We start from the raw sequence: 12,753 nt of genomic DNA, 5'->3' as shown, positions 1-12,753 counted from the left end.
ACAGTCAGAAGCCAGCTTTAGGTCCCACCCACCCCTTCGAGTCCTACCATACAAGTGAGCTTGCTCGCGATGCCTGATTTCCAGACACCACATCTCCACAGCATGCACAGGCCTCTTCCCGGCTGAAGCCGGTCCTACAGATGCTGCAGGCTTTTCGTAGGACCGGCTTTAGCCGGGAAAGCGTCGGGCGTCACGCTTTTGATCGAGGGGGCTTTAAAGACAGTTGGCTCACTTCCACCGGGGTTTGGAGCGCAGCGAAGTCTTCAGGCCAACCCCAATCCTGTAGGAGCGCGCTTGCCCGCGAAGACTGCATTCCAACCGCCGCATGCCTACCAGATGTACCGCAAAAAACACGCGCTGTTCATGCTGGACGTGTCGCCAACGCCTGCGCCACTTCCGCGAGAATCGCCGGATCGTCGATGGTGGCCGGGATCGTGTAAGCCTCTCCATCGGCGATCTTGCGCAATACGGCGCGCAGCGTCTTGCCGGAACGGGTCTTGGGCAAGCGCTTGACGACAATCACCCGGTTGAAACAGGCCAACGCGCCGATCCGTTCGCGGACCCGGGCCACCAGTTCCTGCTGCACCTGGGCCGGGCTCTGGTCGACGCCATCCTTGAGCACCACCAGCGCCAGCGGCACCTGTCCCTTGATCTCGTCGTGCACACCGATGACCGCACTCTCCGCGACCGCCGGATGCTGGCCGGCCAGGTCCTCCATCTCGCCGGTCGACAGCCGATGCCCCGACACGTTGATCACATCATCGGTGCGCCCCATGATGTAAACGAACCCCTGCTCGTCGACATACCCGCCGTCACCGGTGTTGTAGTAGCCGGGGAACGCCTGCAAGTAAGCGCTCAAGTAGCGCGGATGGTCGTTCCACAACGTCTGGCTGCAGCCCGGCGGCAGCGGCAACGCGATGACGATCGAGCCCTGCTCGCCCGGCCCGAGCAGCTTGCCGTCCTCGTCCATGACCCGGACCGCATAGCCTGGGACCGGGCGATTGCTGGAGCCCGGCGCAGGCCGATGCCCTTGCAGACCCAGGCACGGCGCGGTCACCGGCCAGCCGGTTTCGGTCTGCCACCAATGGTCGAGCACCGGCTTGCCGCTCAGGCCCTCGAGCCATTCGTGGGTACTGGAATCGAGCTTCTCGCCGGCCAGGAACAACTGCCTGATGCTGCCCAGATCGCGAGACGTGAGGTGATGGCCCTGGGGATCCTCCTTGCGAATGGCGCGCATCGCGGTCGGCGCACAGAACAGCGCGTTGACCCGGTACTGCTCGATGATGCGCCAGTACGCGCCGGCGTCCGGCGTCCGAATCGGCTTGCCTTCGTAGAACACCGTAGTGCAGCCCGACATCAGCGGCGCGTAGACAATCAGCGTATGCCCCACCACCCAGCCGACATCGGAAATCCCCCACCAGACGTCCCCCGCGCTCATGCCGTACACCACACCCATGGTGTAGAGCATCGCCACCGCATGCCCGCCGTTTTCCCGCACGATGCCTTTGGGTTTGCCGGTGGTGCCTGAGGTGTAAAGGATGTACAGCGGATCGAGGCTGTTGACCGCCACCGGCTCCACCGGCGCAATGCCTTCCAGCGCCTGACGCCAGTCCAGATCGCGGCCCGGCAGCAGATCACCAGGCGCTTGCGGGCGTTGCCAGAGCAGCACGTGCTCCGGGCTGAACGCGGCCAGCGTGAGCGCTTTGTCCACCAGCGGTTTGTAGGCAATCACCCGATCGAACTCCAGCCCGCACGAGGCCGTCAGCAGCAGCCGGGGCTTGAGGTCGTCGATACGCAGCGCCAGCTCGTGGGGCGCGAACCCGCCGAACACCACCGAATGAACCGCACCGATTCGCGCACAGGCCAGCATGGCCATGGCCGCCTGAGGAATCATCGGCATGTAGATAATGACGCCGTCGCCCTTTTCCACGCCAAGCGTGCGTAACAGGCCGGCCAGCCGCGCCACTTCGTCGCGCAGCTCATTGAAGGTGTAAGTCGCCTGTTGACCGGTCACCGGCGAATCGTAGATCAACGCCCGTTGCTCGCCCCGGCCCAGCTCGATCTGCCGGTCCAGCGCCAGGTAACAGGTGTTCAGCTCACCGTCGGCGAACCAGCGATGGGTGCCGTCCGGCAGCGCTTCGAGTGTCTGCTGCGGTGCTCGGTACCACGCCACCTGGCGCGCCTGCTCGGCCCAGTAGGCCTGCGGATCGGCAATGGATTGCGGGTGATGATGGGTGTACGCGGCGCCCGAAGGCTCGGCATTGCGGTCATTCATCCTTGGATCCCTGTGATTGTTCTTATGAGGGCTGGCAACACAGGATTGAAACTAGCAGAACCTGCGGCGCCTGCCATGGCGCCGGTTTCCCCTGTAGACCGTCACACCGCCCTGGCGCCTTCCCGGCGTTGCAACAGCAGGCCGCCCAGCGCCAGCAGCGCCAGCGCCACCACGACCGTGCCGTAGACATTGGTGGTGCTGACCAGACCCAGGTGCTTGATCGACACCCCGGCGACCAGCGCCGGCACGCAGAAGGCCAGGTAGCTCAGGGCAAGAAACGCCGACATCAACCCGGCGCGCTGATGCGCATGAGCCAATGGCAGCAGCAGGCGCAACGCGCCCAAAAAACTCGCTCCGAAGCCGATCCCGGCGACCACGGCGCCCGCGAAGAACAGCCACAGCCAGCCCAGATTGACCGCCGCCAGAATCACCGAAACGCCAGCGGCGAGAAAACTGCAGCCCACCAGCAGCGCCAGGCGCGGGGCGCGCAGCCTCAGGTTCATGATCGAAATGGCCCCACTGATGGTCAGCGCCGCGACCGCCAGTCCGCCATTGAGCACCGACGTGGCGCCGGTGGCGGCAGTCAGCAACGACGGCGCCAGGGACAGGAAGAAGCCGCCCAGCGCCCATGCCGCGATATCGGCAGGCAGCACCAGTAACAACGTGCCGCGAGCCTGCGGCGGGACATACAGCGTCGGCTTCAGGGTTTTCAGCACACCGGGCTGCGGCGTGACCGTTTCGCCCACGCGCAGCAGGTACAACGCCTGCAAGACGAACGCCGCCAGCAACAGCAGATACGCCAGTGTCAGCGGCATGGGTGCATATTCGACCAGGGCACTGGTGCCCAGCGCGCCCAGGGCCATGCCGAACATCGGCGCGATGCTGTTGATCAACGGGCCCTGATTCTGATCGGTGTCGAGCATGGCCGCGCCCAACGCGCTGGTAGCGATCGCCGTGGCAATGCCCTGCAGCATGCGCGCAGCGATCAGCCAGGTGACGTCACTGGCCCCGATGAACAGCAGCATTGAGAGGATTTCCAGCAGCAACGACACGAAGATGACCGGACGCCGTCCCAGATAATCCGACAATGACCCAAAGATCAGCAGCGTCGCCAGCAAGCTCAGCGCGTAGACCGCAAAGATGACCGTCAGTTGGACCGGCGAAAAGCCCCACGCCTGCTGGTACAGATGATAGAGCGGCGTCGGTGCGCTGGACGCGGCGAAAAAGCACAGCATCACCAGCGCAAAGTACCCAAGGTGACTCGACTTCCGACCATCGACTTGCGGGTTCTGCAAAGAATCAGACACGAGTACACTCTCCCGAAATAGCACGCCACAAAAGCAAAGATTTAGCTTTACGGAGTGTGCGAGCAGAATCCGCTTAAAGCAAATACTTTGTGTTAAGGTCCGCTCCATGGCTATCAAAGAAGGCATTCGTACTGGCGGGCGCAGCGCGCGGGTACAGAAATCAATCTATTCGGCAGTGCGCGACCTGCTCGATGAACAGGAGCGCTCGGCCCTGAGCGTGCCGATGATCGCGGCCCGCGCAGGCGTGACGCCGTCGACCATCTACCGTCGCTGGGGCGATCTGACCGCCCTGCTCGCCGACGCCGCCGTCGAACGCCTGCGCCCTGACGAGCCGGTGGACTGCGGCAACCTGCGCGACGACCTGCGCACCTGGGTCGAGGTGTACCTGGAAGAAACCAATTCCGCCCCCGGACGCGAGATGATGCGTGACGTGGTCGCCAGCAGCGCCACGCTGTGCTCGGGCAAGTGCCTGAACATCGTCCGCGACCAGTTGCAGATCATCATCGATCGGGCCCGCGAGCGTGGTGAACGCAGCCCGTCGGCCGACGAACTGGTGGACGCCGTCGTGGCGCCGATGGTCTACCGTATTCTCTACGCCGAGTCAGCGCCCAGCCTTGAGCGCATGCACCAGTTGCTGGATCGCTGCCTGGGCTGAGCCAGCCCTGATGCCCGATCGACCGATCGCCCATGAGTCGGGCCAACTGGTTATCATGGCGGCTCATCGATCACAGGTACTTCGCGTCCCATGCACACTCTTGCAGACCTGCGCGCCGGCGCGCTGAAAGGCGTGACCCGGCTGGACCTCAGTTGCGGCCTCAGCGAGTTTCCCGACGAGATCTTCAGCCTCGCCGACACGCTTGAGGTGTTGAACCTGTCCGGCAATCGCCTGAGCGCGTTGCCAGCGGATCTGCACCGGCTCAAGCACCTGAAAATCCTGTTCTGCTCCGACAACCCGTTCACCGAATTGCCGCCATCGCTGGGGCAATGCCAGCAGCTGTTTTTCGTCGGCTTCAAGGCCTGTCAGATCACCCGCGTTTCACCTGACGCACTGCCGCCCCGCCTGCGCTCGCTGGTCCTGACGGGAAACCTGATCGAGTCGTTACCGGAAGAACTGGGTCAGTGCCAGCACCTGCAGAAGCTCATGCTTGCCGGCAACCGCTTGCGTTCCCTGCCGCAATCCCTTGCGGCGTGTCACCGCCTGGAACTGCTGCGCATCGCCTCCAACCAGCTCCGTCGACTGCCTGACTGGCTGGCCACATTGCCGGCGCTGGCGTGGCTGGCGTTCTCCGGCAACCCGCTGAACGACGTGCACACTGAAGAGCCCATCCGACAGATCACGTGGCAGCACCTGACGCTGGGGCAGGTACTGGGAGAAGGCGCGTCGGGAATCATTCATCAGGCGCAATGGCTTGAAGACGATGTGACGGTTGACGTGGCGGTCAAGCTGTACAAAGGCGAACTCACCAGCGACGGCTCACCGTTGAACGAAATGGCGGCCTGCATCGCCGCCGGTCAGCACGCGGGCCTGATACCGGTGCTGGGTCAGCTCTATGCGCATCCGCAAAACGCCCGCGGGCTGGTGATGGCGCTGATCTCCCCGCGCTTCGTTACCCTCGCCCGGCCACCCAGCCTGGAATCCTGCACGCGGGACGTCTACAACGGCACGCGCCTGTCCTTGAACACCCTTCTGCGCATGGCCAGCGACATCGCGTCGGCCTGCCGTCACCTGCATGCCCGCGGCATCAATCACGGCGATCTGTACGCGCACAACATTCTCTGGGACGAAAGCGGCAACAGCCTGCTCGGCGATTTCGGCGCGGCCGCGTTTTATCCGGACGAAGAAACCGGCCAGTGGCTGGAGCGCATCGAGGTTCGGGCGTTCGGGATTTTGCTGGGGGAATTGCTGGCGATCTGCAACGCGAGCGAGGGTGAAACGTCCTCACTGCGCGCACTGTATACGCGCTGTGTGCAGGCCAGTCTGAAGGACCGGCCGACCTTCGCGGCCATTGACGACGCCTTGCGTCAGTAACCGTACGTGCGCAGGAGCGTCGATGAGCGGCTCCGGCGCACGGTCGAGGCAGCCTCAGCCAGCCAGACCGACGTAAACGTTCTGCACGTCGTCGTGGCTGTCGATGGCTTCAAGGAAGGCTTCGACTTCGGCCATCTGCTCGTCGTTCAGGCCTTCGACCGGGTTCTTCGGACGATAACCGATCTTCGCTGACTCAACGGTAAAGCCGAACTCAGGCAGCGCCTTGCAGACGGCGTCCAGGTCGGTAGGCTCGGTGTAGAACAGGGTCACGCCTTCGTCACCGGCTTCGACATCCTGGGCGCCTGCTTCGATGGCGGCTTCTTCCGGATCGGTCTTGCCATCACCTGCGGCTTCAATCATGCCCAGGTGATCGAAATCCCACGTGATGGAGCCGGCAGCACCCATCTGGCCCTTGCGGAACAGCACACGGATCTCGGCGACGGTGCGGTTCACGTTGTCGGTCAGGCACTCGACGATCAATGGGACCTTGTGCGGCGCGAAGCCTTCGTAGGTGACTTTCTCGAAGTGCACGTGCTCGCCCAGCAGGCCCGCGCCTTTCTTGATGGCGCGTTCGAGGGTTTCACGCGGCATGGAGGCTTTCTTCGCCTGCTCGACCACCAGACGCAGGCGGGCGTTCATGTCGGGATCAGCGCCGGAACGCGCGGCAATCATGATTTCCTTGGACAGCTTGCCAAAAATACGCCCTTTGGCGTTGGCTGCCGCTTCTTTGTGTTTGACCTTCCACTGTGCGCCCATGATTGCTCTCTGTTCCGATGGCGGTAGACCGACAATGCCCGCCCGGCGTGGGGCGCCGGGGCGGATGACGATAAACGCTGAAAAATGGTGACCGATGATGACACGCCGAGGCAGAACCGTGGCGCCCGGCGCATTTTATACGCGATAGCGCCAGATGAAACCCCTGTCACGCTGCCGCCGATCAAACCAGAGTCGATAAGTTTCGCGGAAAATGCCGCTGCACTGCTGCAGATAATCAAGCGCGAGCTGTAGTCCGCTTCTGAAAATTCGGCAGTCGCGCTTTTCCCGGGCCGCTTTCCGTACCCTCAGCGCCTTCGTTTTTCAAGGTGGACACGCAGATGGGCAACGCCCTGCACGTGACAATGACGCTGACGGTCAGCGATAGCGCCGATGGCTGGCAGGTCATCGGCATCAATGGCCGCGACAGGCTCAACGGTCTGTTTCGCTTCGACATCGACCTGCTCAGCGCCGATCCTGCGCTCGACTGTCACGCACTGCTGCAGCGTCACGCCTGTCTGGCATTCGGCCCTGATGCCGGGCAACAGCAGCGCGTCCATGGCCTGATCTCAAGTGCCGAACGACTGCATCGCGGCGCCAGGCTCAGCTTGTATCGCCTGCGCCTGATGCCTGCGTTACTGCGCCTGGGCACGCGACGCGAACCTTGTGCGTTCAACGGCTTGAGCGTGCCGCAGATCATCACGCGGCTGTTGAGCGGGCACGCATTATCGGGGATGACAGTCGGCCTGAACGACCTGACCGGCGTCTATCCAGCCCGTGAACATTGCATTCAGTACGGTGAAACCGACCTGCATCTGCTGCAGCGTCTGTGCGAGGAGGAAGGCATCGGCTTCTGTGTCGAGCATCGCGCAGATGGCCATGTGCTGAGGTTTTCCGACGATCCGGCCGGGTTTGCCGAATGGCCAACGGCAATCAATGTGTCGCATATGGCTGAACAATTCTCGCTGCAGCGCTGCATCAGTGACCACGCCAGTGAGTCGCAAGGCACGTTCGGCCCTGAAGTATCCGGAGGCCGCGCGGCAAACCCGTCGCTTCCTAACTATCGCGTGCTGGACGACGCAGCGCGACATCAATGGCAGCGCGCTGGGCGGGAGCTGGAGCGGCTGCGCTGCGATCGGCGTCGGGTGACCGGAAGCAGCGCATCGCCCTGCTTGCTCAGTGGCCGGGTCGTACGCATCGAGGGTCAGCCCGAATCGCAATTCAACGATCAATGGCTGATCACCTCAGTACATCATGTGGGCAAGCAGCTCACCCCATTGGTGGGTTGCCCCACCGACGACGTCATCCAGATCCTGAAATTGACCGGTTCCCGACCGCCCACCAGCGTCTGCGCGCCTGCCAATCAACGTGCGTGGTACGCCAATGCGTTCGACGCCATCCCATGGGCGATGCCCTTTCGTCCGGCGCACCGACATTTGAAACCCTGCCTCGACGGCCATCTGTGGGCAACCCAGACCCGCGAGGCGCCCGACCGACAAGGCCGGGTTTACATACGCTACGACTGGCAAACCCGGGACAGTGGTGACAGCCTCGCGCGCGTGCGCAGCAGCGTGCCGCTTTCTCCAGCCGGCACACGCCTGCGCATCACCTTCTTCGGCGGCGATACCGACCAACCGCTGGTCAGCGGCGTGGCAATGGAGCCATCGTCGGACGGCGCCACCGACCTGCAACTGCGTGTCGACGGCGCCGTCATCCATCAGCCCCCGCGCGCCATCGAGTTGCACGCCCAGCAGCGCCTGCGCATCGACGGTGAAGCGGCCCTGTCGATCAAAGGCACCCACGGGGTGATTCGCCTCGATCACGCCGGCATTCATTACTCGCCGGCCGCCGATGAGTCATCAGGCAAGACTGGGCAATTGCCCTAAGAAACGTCAGCGGTGCTTGAAGTCCGGTTCGCGTTTTTCGATGAACGCAGCCATGCCTTCTTTCTGATCGTCAGTGGCGAAGGCCGCGTGGAACACTCGCCGTTCGAAGCGAATGCCCTCCGCCAGGCTGACCTCGAAGGCGCGGTTCACGCTTTCCTTGACCATCATGGCGACCGGCATCGACTTGGCCGCAATCCCGGCGGCGACCTTCAATGCCTCTTCCAGCAGTTGTTCCTGTGGGATCACTCGCGCCACCAGCCCGGAGCGTTCGGCTTCCGTCGCGTCGATCATGCGACCGGTCAGGCACATTTCCATCGCCTTGGCCTTGCCCACAGCACGGGTCAGGCGCTGAGTGCCGCCCATTCCCGGCAAAACGCCGAGCTTGATTTCCGGCTGACCGAAGCGCGCGTTGTCCGCGGCCAAAATGAAATCGCACATCAGCGCCAGCTCACAGCCACCTCCCAAGGCAAAACCGGAGACCGCCGCAATGATCGGCTTGCGCCGGCTGGCGACCCGATCGCTGTCGCTGAACAGGTCATCCAGGTAGATCTGCGGGTATCTCAGCTCTGCCATCTCTTTGATGTCAGCCCCGGCGGCGAACGCTTTGGCAGATCCGGTGAGGACGATGCAGCCGATGTCCCGGTTGCTTTCCAGCTCATCCAACGCATGGTTGAGCTCGCTGATCAGCTGCGCATTCAACGCATTCAGCGCCTGTGGACGGTTCAATGTCAGCAACGCGACCCGACCTTTGACTTCTTTTAGAATTGTCTCGTAAGCCATTGTTTTATAACCCGTTAAACTAATAGTGATGCTAACTAGAAACAACGTCACCTGACATTAAGAATTCTATTCAAGCTATTGAATTTCATATTAATTCAGTTCTATAGCCATGGCCGTCGCTTCACCGCCGCCAATGCAGATTGCCGCGACCCCACGTTGCAGGCCGCGTTGCCTGAGCGCCGAAAGAAGCGTCACGATGATTCTCGCGCCGGACGCGCCGATGGGATGGCCCAGCGCACAGGCCCCGCCATGCACGTTGACCTTTTCATGGGACAGTTCGAGCTTGCTCATGGTGACCAGTGCGACCACCGCGAAGGCCTCATTGATTTCGAACAGATCGACCTCATCCAGCGACCAGCCTGTCTTGCTCATCAGCGCTTCGATTGCGCCGACGGGCGCCGTGGGAAACAGCCCCGGCTGATTGGCGTAGGCGGCGTGGCCGCGAATGGTTGCCAGCGGCGTCAGTCCCCGGCGTTTCGCTTCGGACTGCAGCATCAGGGTTAGCGCCGCCGCGCCATCGGAGATCGAGCTGGAATTGGCCGCCGTGACCGTGCCGCCTTCGCGAAACGCAGGCTTGAGCCCGGCGATCTTGTCCAGCCGCGCTTTGGGCGGCTGTTCGTCGTGGCGCACGACTTTCTGTTCTTTGCCGACCGTCACGTGCAGCGCGACGATCTCGGCGTCGAAGTGGCCGCGTTTGATGGCCTCCTGAGCACGGGTCAGCGACGCGAGGGCGAAGGCGTCCTGCGCCTCCCGGCTGAAGCCCTCGAACGCCGCGCACTCCTCAGCAAAGGTGCCCATCAGGCGGCCGCGCTCGTAGGCATCTTCCAGGCCGTCGAGAAACATGTGGTCTATGACCTGAGCGTGGCCCATGCGATAACCGTTGCGCGCCTTGTCCAGCAGATACGGCGCATTGGACATGCTTTCCATGCCACCGGCGACAATGATGTCAGCGCTACCGGCAAGCAGCATGTCATGGGCCATGATCGCCGCCTGCATGCCGGAGCCGCACATCTTGTTGAGCGTCGTGCAGCGCGTGCCGTTGCTCAGACCGGCGCCCAGCGCCGCCTGGCGTGCGGGGGCCTGACCCAGCCCCGCTGACAGCACGCAACCGAACAGCACTTCGTCGATATCAGTCTGCGCAAGCCCGGCGCGTTCGACCGCGGCGCCGATGGCCGCCGAGCCCAGTTGCGGCGCCGTCAGGCTTTTCAGGTCGCCCTGAAAGCCGCCCATGGGCGTGCGCGCGGCGCTGACGATGACAACCGGGTCGTCGTGGTGCATCTGGCGTTTGTTCAATGACATGATCGGTGCCTCCTCGATTTAGCGAGCAGCCATGCGCAAGGCGCCATCCAGACGGATGACTTCGCCGTTGAGCATGCTGTTTTCGATGATGTGCCGCGCCAGTGCCGCGTATTCCTCAGGCTTGCCCAGCCGAGGCGGGAATGGGACGCCGGCGCTGAGGCTCTCGCGTACTTGCGGCGTCATGCCCGCCATCATGGGCGTCTCGAAGATGCCCGGCGCGATGGTCATGACGCGAATGCCGAAGCGCGCCAGCTCCCGCGCGGCGGGCAGTGTGAGACTGACAATGGCGCCCTTGGACGCCGCATAGGCCGCCTGACCGATCTGGCCGTCATAGGCGGCGATCGACGCAGTATTGATGATCACCCCGCGTTCGCCGCCTTGGTCCGGCTCGCCTTCGGCCATCACCGCAGCGGCAAGGCGCATCAGGTTGAAACTGCCGATGAGGTTGACGTTGATAACCTGGCTGAAGCTCGACAACCCGTGAGGGCCTTCTTTGCCGAGGATTTTTTGCGCACCGACGATGCCCGCGCAGTTGATGACGCCCTGCACGCGACCGAACTCGGCCAACGTTTGATCGAGCGCGGCCTTTACGGCCTCTTCCCGGGTGATGTCGGTGACGCATGCACGCGCATCAGCACCCAGTGCGTGCAGCTGCGTCTGAAGGGCCTCGGCGTTGACGTCCAGCAACATGACCTTCGCGCCCGCGTCGATCAGCATCCGCGCAGTCGCAGCGCCCAGCCCGGAGGCACCGCCACTGACCAGAAATACCTTGCCTTGGATCTGCATGATGGTGTCGTCCTTACACTTTTATTGTTCGAGTGACGAAATACTCTGCCCTGGCGACCGGATGAGCAATAGTCAAAGCGCGCATCGACAGTGGCGCTTTTAGCCAGTGAGCGCACTCCTCGCGCAGCGCCGCTTTGAACAATGTGTCAGGTCTTGCGTTGCAGCACGGCCTCTCCGGCTTGCGGGGACAGTCGCAGGTTGTCCAGCAACGCCAGTGCCGCAATGAGCGCCACCCAGATGAAGGTCAGCTGAAAATCCGCCGTCACGGCCTGCCCTTCGTTGCCGTGCAGGTACATCGAGCCGCGCAGCAACAGGGCGGCGATGGCCACGCCCAGGCCCATGCTGAGCTGGAAAAACATGCTGAACAGGGTCGACGCGTGACTCATCTGCGCCTTGGGGACATCCGCGAAACCCAGCGTGTTGAACGCAGTGAACTGCATCGAGCGAGACAGCCCGCCGATGAACAGGATCAACAGAATGAGTGGCCCGCTCATGGCCTTATCGAGCAAAGCGCAGGCGGCAATGGCGCCGATGCCGATCAGGCCGTTGACCATCAGCACCTGGCGGAAACCCCAGCGCTGCATGATGGCGCTGGTGAACGGCTTCATCGCCAGGTTGCCGGCAAACACGCCCAGCACCAGCAGCCCTGCATCGAAGGCTGACAGCCCGAACCCCACCTGAAACATCAGCGGCAGCAGAAACGGCAGCGTGCTGATGGCAATCCGGAAAGCCGAGCCTCCCAGCAGACTGACGCTGAAGGTGCGAATCGTGATCACCCCGACGTTCAACAACGGTTGCGCATGCCTGCGCATGTGCAGCCACGCCGCCACGCCGCATAACAGGCCGACGCCGGTCACCAGCAGTCCCGACCATTGGCTGGCGCGCCCCTGGCCAAGCATTTCCATGCCATACAGGATCGCTGTGCAGGCAACGCCGACGAGCACAAAGCCCGGTAAATCGAAGGGCCGCGAGCTGACTTCGTTGCGGCGCGGAATGAGGATCAGCGCGGCTATCAGGGCGAGCACGCCGAGCGGCAGGTTGAGGTAGAAAATCCACGGCCATGACGCATGCGTCACGATGAACCCGCCCAACGGAGGCCCGAGCACCGGCGCCACCAGACCCGGCCAGGTGATCAGCGAAATCGCCCGCACCAGATCCTTTTTCTCGGTCGCGCGCATCACCGCCAGGCGCCCCACCGGGACCATCATCGCGCCACTGATGCCTTGCAGGACACGAGCGGCGACGAATGACTCCAGGCTGCCGCTGATGCCGCACAGCAGCGACGACACCGTAAACAGCACGATCGCGCTGCCGAAGACCAGCCGCGAACCCAGCCGGTCCGCCAGCCAGCCGCTGATCGGGATGAAAGCCGCGATCGCCAGCATGTAGGCGCTCATGCCGATGTTGAGGTCGACCGCCGCGACGTTGAATGTATTCGCCATGTCCGGCAGTGCCGTGGCGATGACCGTGGCGTCGAGGTTTTCCATGAAAAACGTGACCGCGACCAGCAAGGCGATCAGCGTCGATTGACGTTGCGACATCCGCGTTCCCTTCAATGAGCCTGGCAGGCAGCGCCCTAGGATATCGCTTTCGCGTAGCGGGCAGCAGCGCGAATCTGCCCTTTTCCTGCCCCGCGCA

Annotated in this window: 10 protein-coding genes; 3 read left to right on the top strand and 7 right to left on the bottom strand. The window is 63.1% G+C overall.

The genetic code is table 11. The features are described from left to right. Positions 1–361: 361 nt before the first annotated feature. Together QRN36_RS23190 and QRN36_RS23185 are read right to left on the bottom strand one after the other, a co-directional pair. A complete protein-coding gene (locus QRN36_RS23190) occupies positions 362–2,275 on the bottom strand; it encodes a propionyl-CoA synthetase (RefSeq protein ID WP_285426194.1) in 1,914 nt (637 codons plus the stop codon). 101 nt (positions 2,276–2,376) lie between these two features. Then, complete coding sequence (locus tag QRN36_RS23185) at positions 2,377–3,510, bottom strand: MFS transporter (protein WP_285426199.1); 1,134 nt, start codon at positions 3,508–3,510, stop codon at positions 2,377–2,379. Positions 3,511–3,688: 178 nt separating this feature from the next. Between QRN36_RS23185 and QRN36_RS23180 the strand changes: the two genes are divergently transcribed. Both QRN36_RS23180 and QRN36_RS23175 read left to right on the top strand, forming a co-directional pair. Further along, entirely contained in the window at positions 3,689–4,237 is a 549-nt protein-coding gene (locus QRN36_RS23180) for a TetR/AcrR family transcriptional regulator (RefSeq protein WP_285426193.1), read from the top strand. Positions 4,238–4,327: 90 nt separating this feature from the next. After that, on the top strand, positions 4,328–5,611 hold the full coding sequence (locus tag QRN36_RS23175; RefSeq protein ID WP_285426192.1) for a leucine-rich repeat-containing protein kinase family protein: 1,284 nt from the start codon (positions 4,328–4,330) through the stop codon (positions 5,609–5,611). A 54-nt stretch (positions 5,612–5,665) separates the two neighbouring features. Here QRN36_RS23175 and QRN36_RS23170 read toward each other — a convergent pair whose 3' ends face one another. Continuing rightward, positions 5,666–6,367: a YebC/PmpR family DNA-binding transcriptional regulator gene (locus QRN36_RS23170; protein ID WP_093458831.1), complete on the bottom strand. Its 702-nt coding sequence runs from the start codon at positions 6,365–6,367 to the stop codon at positions 5,666–5,668. Between the two features lie 338 nt (positions 6,368–6,705). On the opposite strand from QRN36_RS23170, the gene QRN36_RS23165 reads away from it, so the two are divergent. Further along, on the top strand, positions 6,706–8,250 hold the full coding sequence (locus tag QRN36_RS23165; RefSeq protein WP_285426191.1) for a type VI secretion system Vgr family protein: 1,545 nt from the start codon (positions 6,706–6,708) through the stop codon (positions 8,248–8,250). 6 nt (positions 8,251–8,256) lie between these two features. Here the strand turns inward: QRN36_RS23165 and QRN36_RS23160 are convergent, their stop codons facing one another. The 4 genes from QRN36_RS23160 to QRN36_RS23145 form a co-directional block, all read right to left on the bottom strand. After that, on the bottom strand, positions 8,257–9,030 hold the full coding sequence (locus QRN36_RS23160) for an enoyl-CoA hydratase (protein WP_285426190.1): 774 nt from the start codon (positions 9,028–9,030) through the stop codon (positions 8,257–8,259). Positions 9,031–9,120: 90 nt separating this feature from the next. Then, positions 9,121–10,308, bottom strand: coding sequence for an acetyl-CoA C-acyltransferase (locus QRN36_RS23155; RefSeq protein ID WP_285426198.1), 1,188 nt, complete (start codon positions 10,306–10,308; stop codon positions 9,121–9,123). A gap of 39 nt (positions 10,309–10,347) precedes the next feature. Further along, positions 10,348–11,115, bottom strand: a complete 768-nt coding sequence (locus tag QRN36_RS23150; RefSeq protein WP_285426189.1) for a 3-hydroxyacyl-CoA dehydrogenase — start codon at positions 11,113–11,115, stop codon at positions 10,348–10,350. 146 nt (positions 11,116–11,261) lie between these two features. Next, complete coding sequence (locus QRN36_RS23145; RefSeq protein WP_285426188.1) at positions 11,262–12,656, bottom strand: MFS transporter; 1,395 nt, start codon at positions 12,654–12,656, stop codon at positions 11,262–11,264. Positions 12,657–12,753 lie beyond the last annotated feature (97 nt).

It is taken from the genome of Pseudomonas sp. efr-133-TYG-103a (genome assembly GCF_030209235.1).
Classification (GTDB): domain Bacteria; phylum Pseudomonadota; class Gammaproteobacteria; order Pseudomonadales; family Pseudomonadaceae; genus Aquipseudomonas.
This window is presented reverse-complemented; position numbering and strand designations above follow the sequence as displayed.